Annotated in this window: 20 protein-coding genes and 1 pseudogene; 2 read left to right on the plus strand and 19 right to left on the minus strand. The window is 48.6% G+C overall.

Annotated elements, in window-relative coordinates:
* Window positions 1-44 precede the first annotated feature (44 nt).
* From L0M14_RS13860 to L0M14_RS13895, 9 genes are all read right to left on the minus strand, one after another.
* Window positions 45-1,142: a sugar ABC transporter substrate-binding protein gene (locus tag L0M14_RS13860; protein ID WP_235122613.1), complete on the minus strand. Its 1,098-nt coding sequence runs from the start codon at window positions 1,140-1,142 to the stop codon at window positions 45-47.
* Between the two features lie 112 nt (window positions 1,143-1,254).
* Window positions 1,255-2,382 carry a D-xylose ABC transporter substrate-binding protein gene (gene xylF, locus L0M14_RS13865; RefSeq protein ID WP_235122614.1) on the minus strand — a complete coding sequence of 376 codons (1,128 nt, stop codon included), beginning with the start codon at window positions 2,380-2,382 and terminating at the stop codon, window positions 1,255-1,257.
* 34 nt (window positions 2,383-2,416) lie between these two features.
* On the minus strand, window positions 2,417-4,003 hold the full coding sequence (locus tag L0M14_RS13870) for a response regulator (RefSeq protein WP_235122615.1): 1,587 nt from the start codon (window positions 4,001-4,003) through the stop codon (window positions 2,417-2,419).
* Entirely contained in the window at window positions 4,000-4,230 is a 231-nt protein-coding gene (locus L0M14_RS13875) for a sensor histidine kinase (protein ID WP_235122616.1), read from the minus strand. The genes L0M14_RS13870 and L0M14_RS13875 overlap by 4 nt, the downstream gene beginning before the upstream one ends.
* Window positions 4,231-4,271: 41 nt before the next feature.
* On the minus strand, window positions 4,272-4,388 hold the full coding sequence (locus L0M14_RS32230) for a sensor histidine kinase (RefSeq protein WP_405030966.1): 117 nt from the start codon (window positions 4,386-4,388) through the stop codon (window positions 4,272-4,274).
* The gene (locus L0M14_RS13880) at window positions 4,385-5,446 is read right to left on the minus strand and encodes a sensor histidine kinase (RefSeq protein ID WP_235122617.1); all 1,062 of its coding nucleotides are present in this window, start codon (window positions 5,444-5,446) and stop codon (window positions 4,385-4,387) included. Before L0M14_RS13880 ends, L0M14_RS32230 begins: the two co-directional genes overlap by 4 nt.
* Window positions 5,443-6,426: a substrate-binding domain-containing protein gene (locus tag L0M14_RS13885; protein WP_235122618.1), complete on the minus strand. Its 984-nt coding sequence runs from the start codon at window positions 6,424-6,426 to the stop codon at window positions 5,443-5,445. Before L0M14_RS13885 ends, L0M14_RS13880 begins: the two co-directional genes overlap by 4 nt.
* 177 nt (window positions 6,427-6,603) lie before the next feature.
* Window positions 6,604-7,086, minus strand: a complete 483-nt coding sequence (locus L0M14_RS13890) for a hypothetical protein (protein WP_235122619.1) — start codon at window positions 7,084-7,086, stop codon at window positions 6,604-6,606.
* Window positions 7,026-7,751, minus strand: coding sequence for a hypothetical protein (locus L0M14_RS13895; RefSeq protein WP_235122620.1), 726 nt, complete (start codon window positions 7,749-7,751; stop codon window positions 7,026-7,028). Before L0M14_RS13895 ends, L0M14_RS13890 begins: the two co-directional genes overlap by 61 nt.
* Before the next feature lie 228 nt (window positions 7,752-7,979).
* On the opposite strand from L0M14_RS13895, the gene L0M14_RS13900 reads away from it, so the two are divergent.
* On the plus strand, window positions 7,980-8,444 hold the full coding sequence (locus L0M14_RS13900) for an AraC family transcriptional regulator (RefSeq protein ID WP_235122621.1): 465 nt from the start codon (window positions 7,980-7,982) through the stop codon (window positions 8,442-8,444).
* A 26-nt stretch (window positions 8,445-8,470) separates the two neighbouring features.
* Here the strand turns inward: L0M14_RS13900 and L0M14_RS13905 are convergent, their stop codons facing one another.
* Genes L0M14_RS13905 through L0M14_RS13915 form a run of 3 tightly spaced genes read right to left on the minus strand, consistent with a single transcriptional unit; the run spans window position 8,471 to window position 10,755 of the window.
* The gene (locus tag L0M14_RS13905) at window positions 8,471-8,683 is read right to left on the minus strand and encodes a YgjV family protein (RefSeq protein WP_235122622.1); all 213 of its coding nucleotides are present in this window, start codon (window positions 8,681-8,683) and stop codon (window positions 8,471-8,473) included.
* Between the two features lie 60 nt (window positions 8,684-8,743).
* The gene (locus tag L0M14_RS13910) at window positions 8,744-9,751 is read right to left on the minus strand and encodes a FecCD family ABC transporter permease (RefSeq protein WP_235122623.1); all 1,008 of its coding nucleotides are present in this window, start codon (window positions 9,749-9,751) and stop codon (window positions 8,744-8,746) included.
* On the minus strand, window positions 9,748-10,755 hold the full coding sequence (locus L0M14_RS13915) for a FecCD family ABC transporter permease (RefSeq protein WP_235122624.1): 1,008 nt from the start codon (window positions 10,753-10,755) through the stop codon (window positions 9,748-9,750). Before L0M14_RS13915 ends, L0M14_RS13910 begins: the two co-directional genes overlap by 4 nt.
* Before the next feature lie 186 nt (window positions 10,756-10,941).
* On the opposite strand from L0M14_RS13915, the gene L0M14_RS13920 reads away from it, so the two are divergent.
* Entirely contained in the window at window positions 10,942-11,991 is a 1,050-nt protein-coding gene (locus L0M14_RS13920; protein WP_235122903.1) for an NAD(P)/FAD-dependent oxidoreductase, read from the plus strand.
* Window positions 11,992-12,092: 101 nt separating this feature from the next.
* On the opposite strand, the gene L0M14_RS13925 is transcribed toward L0M14_RS13920, so the two are convergent.
* The 7 genes and pseudogenes from L0M14_RS13925 to L0M14_RS13955 all read right to left on the minus strand — a co-directional run bounded on the left by L0M14_RS13925 (window position 12,093) and on the right by L0M14_RS13955 (window position 20,444).
* Window positions 12,093-12,245: a hypothetical protein gene (locus tag L0M14_RS13925; RefSeq protein ID WP_235122625.1), complete on the minus strand. Its 153-nt coding sequence runs from the start codon at window positions 12,243-12,245 to the stop codon at window positions 12,093-12,095.
* Between the two features lie 34 nt (window positions 12,246-12,279).
* Window positions 12,280-13,296 carry a hypothetical protein gene (locus tag L0M14_RS13930; protein WP_235122626.1) on the minus strand — a complete coding sequence of 339 codons (1,017 nt, stop codon included), beginning with the start codon at window positions 13,294-13,296 and terminating at the stop codon, window positions 12,280-12,282.
* Between the two features lie 141 nt (window positions 13,297-13,437).
* Entirely contained in the window at window positions 13,438-14,244 is an 807-nt protein-coding gene (locus L0M14_RS13935) for a cupin domain-containing protein (protein ID WP_235122627.1), read from the minus strand.
* A 273-nt stretch (window positions 14,245-14,517) separates the two neighbouring features.
* Window positions 14,518-16,236, minus strand: coding sequence for an assimilatory sulfite reductase (NADPH) hemoprotein subunit (gene cysI / locus L0M14_RS13940; RefSeq protein WP_235122628.1), 1,719 nt, complete (start codon window positions 16,234-16,236; stop codon window positions 14,518-14,520).
* A gap of 39 nt (window positions 16,237-16,275) precedes the next feature.
* Window positions 16,276-18,096 (minus strand): assimilatory sulfite reductase (NADPH) flavoprotein subunit, encoded by a 1,821-nt coding sequence (locus L0M14_RS13945; RefSeq protein WP_235122629.1) that lies wholly within the window; start codon window positions 18,094-18,096, stop codon window positions 16,276-16,278.
* A 341-nt stretch (window positions 18,097-18,437) separates the two neighbouring features.
* Window positions 18,438-19,419, minus strand: a pseudogene (locus L0M14_RS13950) (FecCD family ABC transporter permease).
* Window positions 19,416-20,444: a FecCD family ABC transporter permease gene (locus L0M14_RS13955; protein WP_235122630.1), complete on the minus strand. Its 1,029-nt coding sequence runs from the start codon at window positions 20,442-20,444 to the stop codon at window positions 19,416-19,418. Before L0M14_RS13955 ends, L0M14_RS13950 begins: the two are co-directional and overlap by 4 nt.
* Window positions 20,445-20,505: the final 61 nt, after the last annotated feature.

A 20,505-nucleotide genomic window follows, 5' to 3' on the forward strand; every position in this document is an offset into this window, starting at 1 on the left:
AGACGCATCTATCACTATCCCGTCCAGCCTATGTTTACTTACAATTACAAACCTTTAAAATCACTCGCTTGATAATAGCCGGAATCAACAAGAGCGGATTTCACATTCGCTTTGTCAACTACGATGACATTGGTTTGCTTCGCTTTCACATCAATTTTACCGTTGTTGTAAGATCCGGTCGTTTCAGGCGTTTTGCCGTCCAGAATCGCTACAGCCATACCCATTGCGTCTTTGACAAGTGTACGAACATCTTTGAAAACGGTCATCGACTGTTTGCCGTCGATTACATACTGGATGGACGCTTTTTCGGCGTCTTGACCTGTTACGACAAAGCTGGTGATGGCTTTATCCGATGCGAACACATCGGCGATTGAACGCGCTGTACCATCATTCGGCGCCAGGATGGCAACATCACCCTTGGCATCCGCTGCAGCCGCAGTCAAGTGGGTTTGAGCTTTGTTTTTCGCTTCATTCGCGTCCCAGTTCGTTGTTACCTGACCGACGATTTTGCTCATCTGATCGCGGGACAACTCTGCGTTACCTTGCAGCGCTACAGCTTCGCTGGAGTTCGCGATCTTAAAGGTGCCGTCAGCGATCTTAGGCTGAAGAACCGACCAAGCGCCTTGGAAGAACAGGAACGCATTGTTATCGGAAGCGGCTCCGGCGTATAAGTACAGCGGCTGGCCTTTGCCTTTGGCATGATCAACCAGGTATTGCGCTTGCGCTTTACCTACCGCAACGCTGTCGAAAGTTACATAGTAGTTCACTGCATCTGTATTTGTAATCAAACGGTCATAGGAGATGACTTGAATACCTGCTTTTTTAGCAGCTTCCACAGAAGCCGCCGCAGCATCGCCGTCTTGAGGACAAATAATCAATACTTGAATGCCTTTGGCGATCAAGGCTTCGACATTCTCTTTTTCCTTCGCGGAAGAGCCTTGGCTGAATAAGATTTCCGTCGAGTATTTCGTACCGTTCAGCGCATCCTTGAATCTTTGCTCATCCTGCACCCATCTCGGTTCATCTTTTGTAGGAAGGACGATCCCTACACTAACCTTACTGCTTTGACCGCATGCTGCTGCAAACACAGCCAGCATCATGACAATCAACATGACTGAAATCGTTTTCAAAGCGCTTTTCATTTTCTTGCCCCTCTCATTTTTAATTGGCTGTAGCCGTTTACAAAAATGAGTATAGCACCCGACATTCACAGTGAAAGCGCTGCATCCTAGCATTTTTTTTAGTTGATCTGCACTATTTTGTCTTGTTCTTCGATTCGGCTGCGTTCCTATACACGTCTGCTCTTTGATGAAAACCGTCTGCAATAATCGTGGCATCGATATTGGTTTGATCTACCGCAATCGGCTCCAGCAAAATGGACGGCACATCAATCTTCTTGTTATTCACTTTGCGGTCCGCATAAATCACTTCTCCCTGCGCCATCCTGACAGCTAGACTGGCCGCTGTTTCGGCAAGCTTCTCGATGGGCTTGTATACCGTCATCGTTTGTGTGCCTTCGACGATGCGCTGTGCTCCTGCAAGCTCGGCGTCCTGACCGGACACAGGAATTTTGCCATCCATATTCTGCTCGGCCAATGCTTGTATGACTCCGCCGGCTGTAGCATCGTTCGCAGCCACGACAGCGTCAATCTGATTATGGTTCGCTTTGAGCGCCAATTCCATGTTTGCTAACGCATTGACAGGCTTCCACTCCTTGGTGAACTGGTCGAAGACGATTTTGATATCGCCCTTATTGACTAGCGGCTTTAGAATATTCATTTGCCCCTGCTTGAACATATGTGCATTGTTATCGGTATCCGCTCCTTCAATCAGGACGTAGTTTCCTTTAGGAGCAAGGGCTACCATGGCTTTGGCCTGAAGCTCACCTGCTTTTTCATTATCAAAAGACACATACAAATCCACATCCGAATTTGTAATTAAACGGTCGTAGGAAATCACCTTGATTCCTGCTTTATGAGCCATCTCCACAATAGCCGCGGATATTTCCGCGTTATGAGGGACCACGACCAGCACATCAACCTTATGGGAAATCAGGTATTCTGCTTGGGAGAGCTGTTTGGCGTCGTCTCCATTAGCCGCCTGCACTTCGACTTGCGCCCCCAACTTTTCCACCGCCGCTTTAAACAAATCACGATCTCTTTGCCAGCGTTCTTCGAGAAGGGTGTCAATGGATAATCCGATGACCCATTTTTTATCAGGCTGAAGAGACGCTCTTTGTTCACTCCCGGAGCTGCCGACTTGCTTCATAGGCTTGCCCGAGGATGCCAACCACACTTGCTCATCCAGCGAAGCTGAGGACCCACACAATGCCAAGACAGCCATCCATCCAATAACTCCCTTGACTACGTAACGTACCTTCACTGCCAACCGCTCCTTCCCATCTCCGCTGAGCCCTTCACGACTGTCCTTTATTCACCTTCTTGATAAGCATCTTCCGATAATCCGTCGGCGAATGCCCCACGATCTTCCTGAACACTCTGCTGAAGTAGTTCGGGTCGTGATAGCCTACCTCATAGGTAATCTCCTTTAAGCTCTTATCGGTTTCCTGCATCAGCTGCTTGGCTGTTTCCATCCTGCAATCGGTTAAATAATCAATGTAATTCATGCCGAAATATTCCTTGAACACCTTACTCACATAATACGGATTCCGGTCTACGGTGGCTGCGATCTTTTCCAGGGATAAATCCTCATTCGCATGTTGCTTAATGTATTGCTTCAGCGTCAACAGCTGGTCCGTATCCATCTCGGCCGCGGTCGCTGCCGCCGTTTCTGACATTTGACCGATTAGTCTGCGGGCCTCCGCTTTCAATTGCACATAGCTTGCCGCTTGGCTGGCGAAGTAAGGCTTGATGACGTCAATTCCCATCTCCTGCAGCGCACGATTGGTCATGATCAACACTTCAAATATGCGCTGTTGGGCCATTCCGATGCTCTGACCTGCTCCTTCATAGATGTCGATCATTACCGCCACTTGATCCGCTGCCGCCAACCAGTTTCTACGCCGGATCTCTTCGAGGAGATCCCGTTCCATCTGAAAGGTTACTTGCAGCGGTGCTTGCTTGCCCGAACCAGCCAGATCCTCGTAGAAGCAATAACCGGACGGCAAAGAGGTATCCGCAGAGGCGAGCAGTGCTTCATGATACGATCTGCGCAAGTCGCCCGACTCGCTGCAAGATCCGCCAATACCGACGAAGCCTACGCAGCCGAGCATTTTAGACCATACCTGCTGCAGCTGCCTCACAAGACCAATGGCATGATTTCTATATGTAAAACCACTCTCTACAAACACAACAATCGGCACCTGCTTGCCGGTCATCTTGCCGATCCAGGCACGCACGCTCGAACTTTCCACACATTGGATCAACTTGACATAAAGCTCTTCAACAACGCCGCTGCGTTCTTCAACCTCTTGTAGGACAGATACACACACATTCATAACGAAGCTGCCCTGCTCGGATGGCAGTCCCCAGAGCTCTTCCATTTCCCGCAGCTCCATAGAAGGCACATAGTCCAGCAGCAATTGCGAAACGATATCCGCCTCCACGATAGGCGCCATCTTCTGCAGCCGTGCCTTCTCCCTGTCTCTCAGCATCCGCTCTTCCTGAATCTGCTTAATCTCACTCACAACTTTGGCAATAGTCTGCAGTACGACCGACATTCGGCTTGGCTTCAGCAAATAGTCGCTCACGCCCAGTCTGATCGCCTGTCTCGCAAATTCAAACGTATCAAAAGCGGTTACGATAATGAATTTCACGTTCTCATTGCTTTCCCTAATAGCCTCTGTAGCCTGGAGACCGTCGATCCCCGGCATCTTAATATCCATTGTGATCAGATCCGGCCGCAGCCGTCCTGCTGCTTCGATCGCTTCTCTTCCATTGCAAGCATGTCCGACAATCTCAACATCGGGAATCCCTTCTTCCATTATTCGCTGCAAAGCCATACGTTCCGTAGCTTCGTCATCGACAATTAGCACACGAATCATGCTTCGAACCTCCTTGAAAGCTTGGGAAGCTTTAATGTAATGCACGTTCCTTCACCTGCATTTGAATCGATATCAATAATATCCTTTAACCCGAAGAACAGCTGCAGCCGATGAATGACATTGCTTAACCCGATACCTGTGGAGTGACCCCGATATGCAGTGCTGCCACTCTCCGACAGCAAGCGGGATAGCTGCTCCTCAGACATGCCCTGGCCGGTGTCCTGCACTTGGACAAGAACTCGTTCTTCCTCGTTCATAACACGAAGGATTAAGGTTCCCCCTCCTCAGAGGGCTCTATGGCATAAATAAATGCATTTTCTGCAAGCGGTTGCAAAATAAAGATCGGCACCTCCAGCTGCAGAGCTGCCTCGTCAATTTCTTTCACGACCTGAACTCGTTCCCCAAATCGGGCTTTTGGATGAGCAAGTATTCCTCCAGCACCTCCAGCTCATCTCTGAGAGTCACCTTGCTGTCCATTCGCCGTAGGTTATACCTCAGCATCCCTGCTACGGAGCTGATCAAATCGCTCGTTTTCCCCGCGCCGGCTAGGTAAGCTTCTTTAGAAAGCATATTTAACGTATTAAAAAGAAAGTGTGGATTGATTTGGCTCTGGAGACTCTTGAGCTCGCTTTCTTTGAGCATGAGCTTATGCTGATGCAAATCGTACTCTACCTGAGCTTTGCTCTGGATTTCGTCAATTAAATTACCTACGTTCAATCTCATATTATCGAGCGTTTTCGCTAAAAATGACATCTCGTCATTGCTCTTGATTTCAATCGGCTTCTCGAATTTGCCGCGCGACAGCTCTCTTGCCGACTGCGTCAATGTCAGAATCGGCTCAGTAACGCTGTTCACAAAGCGGTAAGAGAAAAGCAGCAGCAGCAAAGATACCAAAGCAAGCGTCCAGAAGCCCATTTTGTTAATATCGCTGCTTCGCTTGATCATGATCCGGTAGAACTCATCGTATGTCATCTGTTCCCCGCTAATTAATTTCAAAGTCGCTTCAGAGACGTACTTAGAGATGTTAGTAGCTTCATCAAACTGCTTGGCCGCGTTCTCCTCGTCGCTATCCTGCTGAAACCGGACGGCAAGCTCCATGGCCTGCGATTGGCTGTCCAGCATGTTTTGCAGATTTTCCAGCAGCATGCTGTTGTTGCGATTTCGAAGCCAATTCATTTCGGACTTCGTCAGCAGCAGCTTGTTGTTCTCACTTTCATATACATGTAGGGCATCCAAAGTCGGCGACATGCGGTACTTATTCAAGGAGGTCAAGGAGGATTGGCTGAATTCAGAGGCTTGATTCATCAATAAATATCTTTGGAGAATTTCGTTGTATTTTTCTACCGTAATCTGATTAAAAATGCTCATCGACAACCAAATGATTCCCATAATGGTGCAAATCAACATAGACAGCAGCATCATTTTACTCCGTATTGTCTTCATGGCACGCCTCCTTCGCCGCTTGTCGATGTAACGACCCGGATCGGCGTGAAATAGCTATTGTTAAGAGGGAGCTGCGAGCCCTCCATCCAGCGTGACAATAAATCGACACTCATCCTGCCCATTTGCTCGTAGTATCTGGACAATCCCGCTTGAATCATTCCTTTGCCGATCAGTGCCAGCGTTTGCGGAGAATCGTCGAACATGTAGATTTGATACTCATTGATGCGCGAGCGCGAATATACCGCTTGTACGATACTTTCCCCGGATGCCGTCGGCAATCCTATGAATGCGCTTACATCAGGATAATGATTAAGAATGTCATATACCTGCATCGTAGGCTGGGCAGAATCACCAACTTCCGAAGCAAATACCAGCTGCAAACCCGCATACCGTCTGAATATTTCTTTCAGTGCTTTTAACCGTAATTCGTCTGCGTCCGAAATCGCTGTGTTCTGAATGACTCCCACTACACCGGTTCCGTTCAATCTGCTTGCAATGTGCTCCCCCATGACGATCCCCTCTTGATAATGATCGGAACCAACATACGTCTTGCGAAGACTGCCCGGCGCGTCCGAATTGATGGTTATGACAGGAATACCCTTAGCAGTCGCTTTCGTCACCAGCCGTTCGAATTCGGGATCATCCACACCTTCTACGATAATTCCATCGACTTTGGAAGCAATCGCAATATCAATCTGCTTCATAAACTCCTCCAGATTGGATCGATATACGCCTGAAAAATCCACCATTAACCGATGTGCCTCTGCTGACTCATGCGCGCCTTTCTGAATTTCGTCCATCATGTAGCTGCCCTGCTCCTGAGAAATAATCACGACCCGTTCCGAATGCTCTTGTTCAGCCGACAGTCCTGCTACAGTTACTCCGATGTCGCTTTGAAAGATTCGGACCATGTAGAAGATCGAAAAAGCTAGAGCCACCGCACTGCAAGCCATAATGGCCATAATAATAAATCGTTTCATACTCCCACCTACAAGATATTCCAATTTGCAGATATTCTATCATGATTACGCGAAGAAGACCATGGGGGATGAGCGCCATGGCCTTCTTTACTATGATAGAATTTTATAATTTCGGGATTCCCTGCAAAGTACTTGAATCAACTTCAAAGTCATACTCCTCTTTGTGGGGTTACTTGATTAGGAGGAATCGTCTGCTTTCTTCATCCATTCGTCTCCGCCAAAGCCATGAAAATGATACCATATGTCACCCGTGTCTGAGATCCATTTTTCATATGCCTGAACGGACTGAGGCGAGTAAAAGCCTTTGATATGAGACAGTTCGCCCGTAAGCGGATATCGGAAAGTCTCTGTATCCTCCGTGAGAGTAATCGTTTCATCCACAGCTACAATACCTAGCGGTCTCTCCAATAATGCGCGTGCTGCATTCACCCACACTTGACCGTGCTCAGTATTGATGTGCACCCAATCACCGGACGCTTCAAAAGCATCGTAGGAACCGGGTTTCAGCCAGTTATTTTCATCAAAGCTCAGCTGGGGCACTTGAAAATATCTAGTCTCCGTCTGTAATTGAACAGGCTCCTTCACTTCGCGATAATCCGTTAGGATGGGACTAGCAGGCTGGATCCACCGCTCTCCTGCGGCAGCTGAACTTTCAACCACATGTGATCCCATGGTCCTTTCCGATTATCCCACTCTGCGGCCACATGGACGACCTGATCTTCAATGGATTCTCCGGAAAGTTTATCTACATAGGGATGCAAATAGGCGACCTCCGTACCGGACAGTTTAACATCATAGGAAACCGCTGTTTCATGGACATCTTCCAATAGGTCCGGGTTTGCTATCCATTTTTTCCCCATCCAGGTGTCGACCTGATACCAAATCCCACTCCCTGCACTAAAGCTGTTCACACTATGAAATTTCAACGGTCGATAGGAAAAACTAGCCGTTGCATGAAGCTTCTGTGGAGACAGCCGAAAGCTTGCACCAAGCTCCATGTCTGGATCATCATAAAGCGGCGTTTCAACCGCTATCGTAATAGCTTGATCCAAAGCCTCTACTTCACCCACAATCATCTCGGGGTCCTCTTTGATCCATTTGGGACCGAGCCATGTTTCCACCAGGTACCACACCTGATCTCCACCTAAGCTAGCCGAATCTAGAACTGCTACCGATTGATAAGCAGATATGGACCCAACAGGCTTCTCCGTACCCACATGATCGTTATAGATGGGCGTGTCCTGCTTAACAAATAGATGATCGAACCCCAAAGTAGGTTCGGAAGCTAATGCGGTACTGGACGATACCGTTGAAAACACGAGCATGACGGTTAAAGCAACTCTCCTTCGAATACACCCTGATATTCTTATAATTTCCACTCCTTTCCATTCTGTTAGTTGTACGCCGCAAAAACAGAATTGTTTCTTGAAATTGCATGAAAAATGGATTCCACCCTAACCCCCAATATCTATAGAAAAATTGTGATGAATTTCATTTTATATCATGTTAGCATTCGAAATGTAAGATTCTAGAAATGGAGAGGAGCACAAAAGATGAACATCCGCTTCGAAACAATGCCAAATTATCGCATCGCTTATGTTAGACAATGTGGGCCGTACGGACCCGAACATGCAAGAGCCATGGATCAGCTCAAAAAATGGGCTAGCAGCAACCATTTACTGAATGAGTCAGCCATATTGCTTGGCATACCGCAAGATAACCCTCAAATTACGCTTCCTGAAAAATGCCGATACGACGCATGTATTGTACTTACAAACGATGTTCCGGCAGATGGTTCCATTCATTTCGGTGAATTACCGGGAGGGGACTATATGATTCGGACGATTCCACATACAGCAGATGCAATTCAAATCGCTTGGTCTGAAATCATCTCAGCAGTTCATCAGCAAGGATATGAAATAGAAAACAAACCTCTGTTTGAACGATATTCAGGCGAAATGCTCTCTACTGAAAAATGTGAACTATGTGTACCCGTTAGACCTGTCTCACATACTTAGCATGAAGAAAAGCCCGGGCGATGTTTCTATCGCTCGGGCTTACTTGTTTTATCCTTCTTTGAATCCTCACCTTCTAGTTTTCTCCTATTGTCAACATGGATCCATAAGTGATAGAAAGTCCAAAATACTGGAGCAATCAACACGGCAAAAAATTTTTGTTCATTAGGCAAATAGAGCGCTAATAAAATTGCGATGCAAGCAAATGGAGGTAACAAAATCGCATATTTTTTCCAGTGCAACAGGTATTCCCCCCTTCAATGGGATTATACCAAACATTCACATGATGCCAAGGATCATTTTTATTTTTTCAAAAGCAAATACATAAAATAAGGAGCGCCGATCAAGGCGACCATGATACCCGCTGCAATCCCCTCCGGTTCCACCAGATTACGTCCGATCGTATCCGCAATCAGCAACAGCCAGCCGCCGAGCAGAATCGCGATAGGAATAAACAGCTGATTCCTCGGCCCCACCAGCGCTTTAGCAATATGCGGCGCCAGCAAGCCTACGAATGCAATACCTCCCGTTACGGAGACCGCCGAAGCAGCCAGTGCAACGGCTGTGAGCAGAAGAATGATTCTTTCTTTCTCAACTGAAACTCCTACCCCTGTCGCTACAGGCTGCCCTAGTGCTAGAAGATTCAACCTCTGCGCTTTATAGAGAGTGAACGGAATCAGTACAATCAACCACGGTAGCAGTGCCCAAATGAACGGCCAATCCGTCCCCCAAATCGACCCGGCTATCCACTTCGCAATAAAGTCTACCTTCGCCTTTTCCGCCGATGAGATCACCATAATCATGATACCCGAGAGCGCAATGGAAAATCCGAAACCGATCAGTACGAGCCGTACGGGCTGCAGTCCTGTACCTCTTTGGTAGGAACACAAGTAGATCAGCAATGAAGTCACGAACGCGCCTAAGAAAGCAACCAGAGGAATGACATACACAAAAGAACCTGGCTCGATCGGAACAAACACGAAGAAAATCGCGACAGCTACTCCCGCGCCAGAATTGATCCCAAGGATCCCAGGGTCGGCCAAATCATTGCGGGTAATGCCCTGCAGAATGGAACCGGACAATGCGAGAGCCATTCCCCCCAGCATCGTAATGACGATACGCGGCATTCTGAGTGTGAAAAGCACGAAATTTTCTTTAAATGTACCCTGTCCGAGCAAAGTCGGAATGATTCGATCGTAAGATACTGACGAAGAACCTAGACCTAGACCGATCATGATGGTAACCAAGATAAGCAGCATGCCGCAAAGAACCAAGAGTCTCTGCTTTCTTACAAGTGCCTGCTGAATCACGATGTGATCCCCCTCCCTTTACACTCGACCAGCAGAAAAAACGGCAGCCCCAGCACCGCGACAACGGCCACTACAGGCGTCTCAAAAGGAGAATGGACCGTGCGTGCCAGCATATCGGCAAACATCATGAACGTAGCCCCGAAAATAGCCGACAAAGGGAGAATATGCCGGTAGTTCTGCCCGACAACAGTCCGGACGACGTGCGGGATCATCAGACCAACGAAGGCGATATTGCCGACTAATGCAACGGATGCGCCTGCCAGCAAGACCACAACGATAAACAGCACAGCTTTTATCTGAAAAAGCTTTTGCCCAAGCCCAGCAGCAACTTCCTCACTTAGACTTAGGATCGTCAACTGATTCGATAGCAGCAATGCGACCAAAGTTCCTGCCAGAATGACAGGCCCGATTGCTACAATTTGCGACCACGACGTGCCGATCATACCTCCCGATGTCCACATGGAGACGTCCTTGGAAATTTTGAAGTAAATGCCTACACCTTCCGAAACGGCAATGAGGAATGCAGTGACCGCCGCGCCTGCTAGCACAATTCGGAGCGGTGAGAATCCTCCTCTTTTCATCGCGCCTATCCCGAATACCATGGCTGCGCCGACCGCAGCTCCAAGAAAGCATGCTGTCATCATGCCAAAGTACGTCAGAGCAGGCAGAAACGCAATCGTACATGCCAGCGCTGCGCTGGAACCAGCCGTTAGTCCAAGCAAGCCGGGATCGGCAAGCGGATTTCTCGTCATCCCCTGCATGATGGCACCTGAAACCGCCAGAGCAGCGCCCACAAGGATCCCTGCCATTTCACGCGGAAACCGAATTTCCCGAATCATGGTCAAATGATCGCCTGAAGTGCTCGAAGTCAGCGCCGTCCATACTTCGTTTAGCGTTGTGTCAGCAGCACCCTGAACCATCGAAATAACAAAAATAACGGCAAACAATAGCAGATTCACTGCCAAGGCAATACGAAATGACATCCTTGATTGAACTACTCTCATTGGAATCCTCTCATCTTCGATTATATTCGGTGTTGATAATGATTATCATTAACAATAATGAATACGATACTGTACAGGCTCAACCTTTGTCAATAATTTTTCATTGTATTCACGGACAAAACAAGGTATATTCATTAATAATGATTCTCAATATCATTTAAAAGGCTAGGAGTGAGTGAACTTATGGTGCAGCAGGAGCAAGTATTCGATGTCACCATTATTGGAGGCGGACCAGCCGGACTTTACTCGGCATTTTATAGCGGACTTCGAGAAATGAAGACAAAAATCATAGAATTTCAGCCGCGTCTTGGCGGTAAGATTCACGTGTACCCGGAGAAAATGATTTGGGATGTTGGCGGCTTGACACCTATCTCAGGAGAAAAACTCATACAACAGCTGGTCGAACAAGGTTTAACCTTTCAACCCGAAGTGGTTCTGAATGAAAAAGTGGAATCCATACAGCGCAGCGATGACGGTTTTTTTGAACTTCAGACTTTATCCGGACAGATCCATTATTCCAAAACAGTTATTGTAGCCGTCGGCTCCGGAATCTTAAACCCCAAAAAGCTGGAGATCGAAGGTGCAGAGCGTTACGAGGTTTCCAACCTCAATTACACCGTGAAGTCGATGCAGAGATTTAAAGGCAAAACCGTCATTATTTCCGGTGGAGGCAATTCCGCTATCGATTGGGCGAATGAACTGGAGCCTATTGCCGGGCGTGTCTATCTTACCTACCGGAAAGACCAGCTGAACGGGCACGAAGCGCAAGCCACTCAGCTTAGGAACAGCTCTGTTGTCTGCCTTTTGAATACCTCTATAACCAAACTAATCGCTTCCGAGGAGCATGATAGAATTGCCCATGTCGAGCTCACCAAGCACGACACAGGTGAAGTTGAATATCTGTCCATTGATGAAGTCATTATTAATCATGGATACGAACGCGACACTACCCTTCTGCAAAACAGTACCATACACATTGAAATGGCGCAGAACTACTATATTTCAGGCAGCTCCACTAGTGAATCCTCTGTTGAAGGGCTTTATGCTGTTGGAGATATCCTCTACCACCCCGGCAAGGTAAATTTAATAGCGGGAGCATTCCAGGATGCTGCGAACGCAGTGAACAAAGCGAAGCTATATATTCAACCGACAGCGGAAAAATATGGAATGGTCTCTTCGCATAACGAAGTGTTTAAACAACGAAATCGGGAGCTTGTGAAGCAAATGTACAAGTAAGCTGCCTATGTGTTTACCTGTCTTTACATAATAAAGTAGGGATGGACCAGGAGCTGCCCCCTATTCCATCCCTTATCTTTTCGCCGTTCTATTTGGAAAATTCACATCTCCCCTGACTCCGCTACTGCTCCAAGTCCTTGATCGCTGAACATACGGTAGCTAAGGTCCACTGTGGATTGGCATACCCCGCTGGCGCATTCAAATATGGCAGCCATGCCTCTTGAAAGCCCGATTTTGCTTTGGCCGCGCTGCACGCTTCTACAACATTTTCCCCTGTAGAAGTTCTGGTTAGTAACTCCTTCGCAGCAGAGCGAAGTTCTGGATAACACGTTCAAACTCCACTTCCTCATCGTGGTCGATGCCGCCTTCAACTAGCTTGCCACCAAAGAGAAAAGCATACGGCTGATAAGAAGCCTTCTTCTTTTCGCTTGCTGCCTTAAATTCCTTTAAAGCTCTTTCCGTATGCCCTAGTTCTTCCGACCATAGCCCATCCATAAGCAGATGATAGGGTGTCGGCGAATCGGCAAATACCCGATCCTTCATGACAAGAGCAAGCTGTTCGACCCTGTAAGTATCCGTAAAATCTCTTTGCCACATGCCTGCACCAACGGAGTCGATGAGCCCTCCGGTAAGCCGCAGCTCACCGTTTTTCACCTCAACCTTGACCACACTGGCCATTTCCGCTGATCCTTGCAGCATGTCAAGCTGATCGTTAGCCGTCCATGTTGATATCGTATAGGTGGAAAAAGAAGTATGGGCTCCGCTGTTTACGGATACCCAAATGATCTCCGGCTTACCATCGCCAGTTAAATCCTCAGCAGCCTCCACATTGGCTCTTGAGAAGTTGACATTAGGAAAGTCGAAGGTTTGCAGCCTAAATCGTGAATGCTTATACGAGATTACAGCTCCGTAAGCTTTGCGCTGCATGAATTCACCCGCCTGCGGGTCTCCCGAACTTTCATACAGTACACAAGCCCACTCATCGCTTGCCTGATCACCATCTAAATCAGCATGTATGAGCTTGATCGGCTCCCCTGTCGAATCGTAAGGGGCGGCTATGGCCTTCAGCCATTCGGACATATCTTCAGGCTTTTGCTGAAGCTTTTCGAGTTCTTGTGTGATGTGATCCTTAAGGGAAAGCTGAAATGGCTTAGTCTGATGACCGGAGGAGCTTGAAGCTTCACTTGAAGCGCTAGTCTCCATCAGCAATGGATGGTTCGACTGTATATCGGTCGATGCAGTTGAGGCAACACCAGATGCTCCCTGCTTCCCGTATACCGATATGAACACAATGATGCTGATCATGATAAAAGATACTCCACCTATCAGGGTAAATAGCCTTGTCTTGTTCATGTGTTCACATTCCTTCGCCAGCCGTATGTATAACTAATAGACGAAGGATGAAAGAAATTCGTTTATTTTAGACTTGGAGCTGCCTTTCTAATCTTAGAGCTGCCAAGATTCTACCAATTGAGCCGCCGTGGAAGGATGATACCCCTTGCCGATCAGGTAGGATCGGGCAGACGTCTTTCGAAGTGTATGCTCGGCGGAGTATTGACGCGCTTCATCTAGCCCTTGTGTCACGCAGATCTCTACGTGCTGCAAAGTTTCCATTTTTAGTTGTTCGTTTGAGGTTGTATAAGATGATTCCACACAATACCTGCTATATTCAGGCGGCATGTACGAGGTAGATACATCCCCTGTCATACGCATGACAGGCATGCTCTCCCGACAGCCAATCGGCGGACCGAGGATGACCGATTCCCGGATTGGGGCGACAGCTTTGGCGAATTCCTCCCCATCGACACAATAAGCAAGCTCCACAATATCCTTGGGAAGTGATCGCAGGAAATCCGCCCCGTAGACGATATCCGGCGTAGGTTGGTCAAAGATCGCCATGGTATACGTATGATCGGCTTCCGCCACGAACCAGTGGAACCAGCCCTTCGGAAATACCGCAACCTGTCCGGGCTTTAAACGGTACGTCATTAATCTATGTGTGAAGGGGTTGAATACACTAGCAGTCACCTCACCGCTGATCACAACAATCATCTCGGTCACATTGGTGTGCCAATGCGGCTCAACAATTTTCCCTTTGCTTAAGTAAATGTTAAAAAAGCCCGTCTTGATCGCAGGCATTTGCTCTCCGAACAATTGTGTGAGGAAATTATTTGGATCGCACTTATAATTAAGCGTCTGATTGGAATCGGCCGCCAACTCTAAATCGGGGTGCTCTAAAACATGATCGTTCATATCAGGTAGGGCTCCTTTGCTTCTGGGTGTATGACTATGCACTATATGCAGGGCACCTGCGAATGGACACCATCAACCGCGAGAGTTCGAGTAACAGGTAAGTATAAAAAAAGTGTGCATCGCAGAGATGCACACCTAGACTGTTGTTTATAATAATTGGAGGGCTCAGTAGTATTCGGAGAAGCTTAGCGGCGCCTTTGACAGTATTGTTATCAACTTCGAAGGCTCTCCTTTTCCAATTCGCTGATCCGAAGACTGCGCTCCATTCCCTTATTAAGCGTGGAATTCTTGTCCAGAACGAACTTCTTTCACATAGCCGGCACGAATAACGAAATCACCGAAATGCTCGCCTTCGTTTCTTTCCTTCGCGTACTTCGTAATGATCGGCTGCAGAGATTCGAGAATCTCTTTTTCTCCGATGTTCTCTTTGTACAGCTTGTTCAGACGCTCACCTGTATGCGCGCCGCCCAGATACATGTTGTATTTGCCTGGAGCCTTACCAATAAAGGCGATCTCCGCCAGCATCGGTCTTGCGCATCCATTCGGGCATCCTGTCATACGAATGACAATTTCCTTATCAATCAAACCTGCTTCTTCGAGCATGGGTTCAATTTTGTCCATCAAGGATGGCAGGTAACGCTCGGACTCCGCCATAGCCAGACCACATGTCGGCAAAGCAACGCATGCCATGGAGCTTCTGCGCAGCGCAGATTGCTGGGAACCGTCAAGCAGTCCGTACTGCTTCACAAGCTCTTCAATCGCTTTTTTCTTCTGACTGCTGATGTTCCCGATGATCAGGTTTTGGTTAGCTGTCAGTCTGAAGTCTCCGGTATGAATCTTAGCGATTTCGCGCAGAGCGGTCATCAGCTCATAGCCGTCCTCGTCCTTCACACGGCCGTTTTGAATAAACAGCGTCAAGTGCCACTTGTTGTTGCTTCCCTTCACCCAGCCGTAACGGTCGCCGTTGTGCTCGAAGGAGAATGGACGCGCCGCTTCCAGCTTCCAACCCAAACGCTCGGTAAGTTCGCCGATGAACCAGTCGATACCGCGATCATCGATCGTATATTTGAAACGAGCATGCTTACGTACAGAACGATCACCATAGTCGCGTTGGATCGTTACGGTTTTTTCCGCAAGCTCAATTGCTTGCTCAGGCTTGATAAATCCGATGACTTGAGCAACTTGAGGATACGTCAGAGGGTCGCCGTGCGACATCCCCATGCCTCCACCTACGGATACGTTAAAGCCAACCAGACGTCCATCTTCAACGATGGCGATAAAGCCAAGATCTTGTGAGTACACGTCAACATCGTTGGATGGCGGAACTGCCACACCGATCTTGAACTTACGCGGCAGGTAAACGGGACCATAGATAGGCTCTTGAATCGTGTCGTTCGTATCTACAATTTTTTCCCCGTCCAACCAAATTTCATGGTAAGCCTTCGTCTGCGGATCCAAATGAGTGGAAATGCGGGATGCCCACTCGTATACTTCGGAATGAACGTCCGATTGGTACGGATTCGGGTTACACATCACGTTACGGTTTACGTCTCCGCAAGCAGCAAGCGTGCTCAGGAGCGACTCGTTAACTTCTTGAATCGTTTTCTTCATGTTCCATTTCAAAACGCCGTGCAATTGGAACGATTGACGAGTTGTCAAGCGAATCGTTCCGCTCGCATATTGTTGCGCAACCCGATCCATCATCAGCCACTGATCAGAAGTCACAACCCCACCCGCTGCACGGACACGGAGCATGAATTGGTACGCCGGCTCCAGCTTTTGCTTCTGGCGTTCATTACGCAGGTCACGGTCATCCTGCATGTAGCTTCCATGGAATTTCATCAGACGGTTATCATCTTCCGGAATAGAACCCGTAATCGGGTCTTTCAGCGTCTCTTCGAGACTTCCCCGCAAGTAATTACTGCGGATTTTAATCGCTTCTACATCGCTGTGCGGTGCGCTATTTTTTGAAAGTAAATTGTTTTCTGACATGTAGGCCTTACTCCTCTCGTGATCCTTGAAACATGCTTCCTAGTAAACATCACGCTGATAACGTTTTTGGTGCTGCATGCGGGATAAGTATTCAGCCGCCTCTTCCGGACTGAATCCGCCCTCTTGCTCAATAATCTTAGCCAGGGTGTGATGAACGTCATGAGCCATCTTCTTCTCATCGCCGCACACATATACACTGGCTCCTTCTTGCAGCCATTTATAAAGCTCGGCGCTCTTCTCAAGCATCCGGTGTTGTACATATACTTTTTGATCGGTATCACGGGAGAAAGCGACATCCATGCGTGTCAGAACGCCGTCTTTCAGCCATTTTTGCCATTCAATTTGGTAAAGGAAGTCTGTAGAGAAGTGTTGATCTCCATAGAACAACCATGTTTTTCCTTCTGCTCCCAACTCTTCACGCTCACCCAAGAAAGCACGGAAAGGCGCTACACCGGTACCTGGTCCGATCATAATAATCGGAGTGTCCGGATTCTCCGGCAGCTTGAAGTTCGGATTGTTCTGAATGTAGACAGGAAGTGTGTCGCCTGCTTTGATTCTTTCCGCCAGCTGTACAGAGCATACTCCGTAACGCTCTCTGCCTAGGTTTTCATAACGAACGGCGCGAACCGTTACATGAACTTCATCAGGGAATGCCTTGTTGCTGCTTGCGATGGAATATAATCTTGCAGGCAGCTTGCGAAGTACAGCGACGAAATCGCCTGCAGGGATGCCCTTCAGCGAGAAATCCTGCACGAGATCCAGCAAGTCACGTCCGTGAATGTAGGACTTCAGATCCTGCTCGCGTCCCGGACCTACCAGTTCTTGTAATCTTTCATTGGAAGAGAGCTTTGCAACTTGCTCCATCAAAGGTTTTGTCAGCAGTGTAATTTCAAAATTACGGAGCAGCGCATCGCGCAGGGAGCTCTTTTCTCCATTTTTGTTGATTGTAACGCTCTCTTCTGCATTCCAGCCCATGGCTTCAATGATCTCTTCCACAAGACGCGGATGGTTCTCCGGATAGATCCCGAGGCAATCGCCTGGTTCATATTGCAAGTTGGAACCTTCCAAGGAAATTTCCACGTGACGGGTTTCGCGGTCGGAGCCGCGGCCGTTTAAATTCAGATTTTCAAGCACTTCGGCTTGGAATGGATTCGTGCGGGAGAATTCCGACTCCTCACCGCTTGGAGCTGCTGCTGTAGCACCGCCAGCAGGAGCAGCTGCGGATGATGCCGCGCTTAAGGAAGCCAGAACCTGATTCATCCACTCTGCAGCTGCATCGTCAAAATCTACGTCGCAATCCATGCGAGGCACGATACGTTTGCCGCCAAGCTCTTCAAGACGAATGTCAAAATCTTTGCCCGTTTGGCAGAACAGCTCATAAGAGGTGTCTCCAAGCGCAAGGACGGAGAAGCGCGTATCTTCTAGCTTAGGCGCTCTTTTGCTATTCAGGAATTCATGGAAGGAAATCGCATTATCAGGCGGTTCTCCTTCGCCGTGAGTACTGACAACGACGAGCAGGTTTTGTACCTTTTTAAGTCCGTTCGGTTTGAAATCGCTCATGGAGGAAAGGGCTACTTGGAACCCGTTATCTTCGAGCTTCTTGCTTACTTTCTTAGCTAGGCCTTGAGCCTTGCCTGATTGAGACCCGAAGAGAACGGTAACCTCTTTGGAAATAGCAGGCGCCGCTGCGGGAGCTGCTAAAGGAGCTGTACCAGGGGCAGCAGCTGAAGCCGAACCTTGTGTAGCTGTCAAATATCCGCTCAGCCAAATACGCTGCGTGTCGGTCAGTGTCGGGAGCAGTCGATTCAGCAATTCGACTTGATCTTGATTAAAAGGACTATTCATAACTTGAAGTTCCAAAAAAATCCACCTCTCATAGCATGCGATGATAGTAGTGTATTGCTTTGCATTTCTCCATTTATTTCACTCTACTGAACCTATCATAGCATACGGGTATGGGTCAATTAGAATGATTTTATATCATTAATCAGGAAAGCTGATAAAGGAACAAATCCTTTGCATTTCTAGCCTTTCTACTCATATTTTGTCTAATTCCGAGGTTTTTTTCGCTTCATTTCGACCACATACGCATAGTCCGGTTTTGTCACAATTCTACAACAATTTCAAGAGGAGCGGCAGCTGAAAAAGAAAAAATCCGCTGCGTGAGGACAAATTCGCACACCAGCGGATCGCTTCCCTATTTATTTGTTTCGATTCTTGAATAGCAGATAGATAAAAAAAGGCGCGCCCACCCCCGCCGTAAAAACGCCCGCCGGGATATCATGAGGCAAGAACACGGTTCTGGCAACGGTGTCGGCTGTCAGTAAAATCAAGCTGCCGGTAAGAGCCGCAACCGGTAAGATGCTCCGATAAGATGTCCCCGTCAGCTTCTTCGCCAGATGCGGAGCTATCAATCCGATAAATCCGATGGTTCCTGCCACAGCCACAGCTGCACCGGCCAGCGCCACGCTAATTCCAAGCAGCAGCACGCGGTGCAGCTGCACCGGCTCCAAGAGCAGTCGCAAGCTCATCTCCCAGCTCTTGAATATTGATCAGGTATGCATACAGCAAAGCAAGCGGAATCAGAATCCCTACCCAAGGAAGCAGCGTATAGACTTGCCCCCAGTTCGTTCCGTAAATGCTTCCCGTCAGCCATACATAGGCTTGTCCGGCTGCTTTAATAGGACTCAATATGAGCATCAACATCGTCAAGGAGCTTGTGGCGGCAGAAATGCCGATGCCGATCAGCACTAGTCTGACAGGAGTTACTCCCTTGTTCCACGCGAGTACGTAAATCACCAAAGAGACGAGAGCCGCACCGGCAAAAGCAGCCAGCGGCAGCCATTGAATGCTAAGGATGCCGGTGAGGTAAGTAATAAACGCAACCGCGGCGAGAGCTGCGCCCCCAGAGATGCCGATGACATCCGGCGAGGCAAGCGGATTGCGAATGACCCCTTGCAGAATGGAGCCTGACACGCCCATAGCCGCTCCAACGCATACTGCAATGATGATCCGCGGGAGTCGCAGCGTGCCAAGGATCAGCTCGTTTTGCGGCGTACCATTGCCCAAGAAGGTTCTCCATACCTCCGCCGGGCTCGTGAATTGATTGCCGAGTCCGATACTGAGCAGAAACAGAGCCATTGTAAGTACAAGAAGCACCAAGATAACCCCTGCCGTTCTCATCCGCCCGCCCCTCCTTTCGCCCGGACACTCTTACGCGCCATATACAAAAAGAACGGTACGCCGATCACCGCTGTCATCACACCGATTGGCGCTTCCCCCGGCATAATGACATATCGAGCCGCAATATCCGCGGCCAGCAGAAGAACGGCTCCTAACACAGCGCTGTAGGGTATCACCCACCGATAATCGACTCCAACCAGAAAGCGCGCAATATGCGGAGTAACAAGCCCTACAAAGCCGATAGATCCCGCCACCGCTACGGAGCTTCCCGCGAGTACGACGATTGTTCCTGCAACAGCAGCTCGAACCAGCGCTCCCCGTTGCCCAAGACCGCGCGAAATGTCCTCGCCCGCTGAGAGAATATTCAAGGGATGCGCTAACAGACAAGCGGCAGCTCCAGCTGCCAGCATATAAGGCAGAACCGGCAGCAATGATTCGGCAGCTTTGCCAGCAACGGATCCGGCTAGCCAGAACATCACGTTTTGAAGCCCCGCTTCATCCATAACGAGCATACCTTGCGTCAATGAGCCGAATAGCGCAGACATGGCGGCTCCGGCTATCACCACCTTCATGGGTGACATGCCTTCCTTGCCCAGGGATCCAAGCAGGTAGACAGCTGTCGAAGCAAGTGCGGCTCCTGCAAAAGCGACCCATATTAGCTGATCCACTGCGGTAATCGGGAGACATGCAAGAGCAAGTACGACAAAAAATACAGCGCCTGCATTAATCCCGAAAATCCCCGGCGAAGCCAGGGCATTTCGGGTCAAGGCCTGCATAAGCGCTCCTGCAACGGCCAAATTCACACCTATCATAGCCGCAAACAGAGCTCTCGGCAGGCGTGTAGTACGGATAATGACATGCTCGGTTGAAGAAGGCTGATAATGTATAAACGAATCCCAGGCTGTTATCCAGCTGATTTTGGTAGCGCCAAGCACAATGCTTAAACAGACAAAGACGAGCAGAATCACGATGCCAAGCATCAATCCTGCCGCTTTCCAAGGTGTTTGATGCAATAACGGTCTCACGAAGCCCACCTCTTTGCTTATTGCTGTAAACTTCTTGAGGCTGCTAACTCCCATGAGTCAA

Origin of the sequence: Paenibacillus hexagrammi, assembly GCF_021513275.1 — a bacterium.
GTDB classification, from domain to species: domain Bacteria; phylum Bacillota; class Bacilli; order Paenibacillales; family NBRC-103111; genus Paenibacillus_E; species Paenibacillus_E hexagrammi.

Coding starts and splice junctions, on each gene's coding strand:
- L0M14_RS13860 (WP_235122613.1), bottom strand. CDS start 1,142: ATGAAAAGCGCTTTGAAAACGATTTCAGTCATGTTGATTGTCATGATG.
- L0M14_RS13870 (WP_235122615.1), bottom strand. CDS start 4,003: ATGATTCGTGTGCTAATTGTCGATGACGAAGCTACGGAACGTATGGCT.
- L0M14_RS13880 (WP_235122617.1), bottom strand. CDS start 5,446: ATGAAGACAATACGGAGTAAAATGATGCTGCTGTCTATGTTGATTTGC.
- L0M14_RS13885 (WP_235122618.1), bottom strand. CDS start 6,426: ATGAAACGATTTATTATTATGGCCATTATGGCTTGCAGTGCGGTGGCT.
- L0M14_RS13895 (WP_235122620.1), bottom strand. CDS start 7,751: ATGCTCGTGTTTTCAACGGTATCGTCCAGTACCGCATTAGCTTCCGAA.
- L0M14_RS13900 (WP_235122621.1), top strand. CDS start 7,980: ATGAACATCCGCTTCGAAACAATGCCAAATTATCGCATCGCTTATGTT.
- L0M14_RS13915 (WP_235122624.1), bottom strand. CDS start 10,755: ATGAGAGTAGTTCAATCAAGGATGTCATTTCGTATTGCCTTGGCAGTG.
- L0M14_RS13930 (WP_235122626.1), bottom strand. CDS start 13,296: ATGATCAGCATCATTGTGTTCATATCGGTATACGGGAAGCAGGGAGCA.
- L0M14_RS13935 (WP_235122627.1), bottom strand. CDS start 14,244: ATGAACGATCATGTTTTAGAGCACCCCGATTTAGAGTTGGCGGCCGAT.
- cysI (WP_235122628.1), bottom strand. CDS start 16,236: ATGTCAGAAAACAATTTACTTTCAAAAAATAGCGCACCGCACAGCGAT.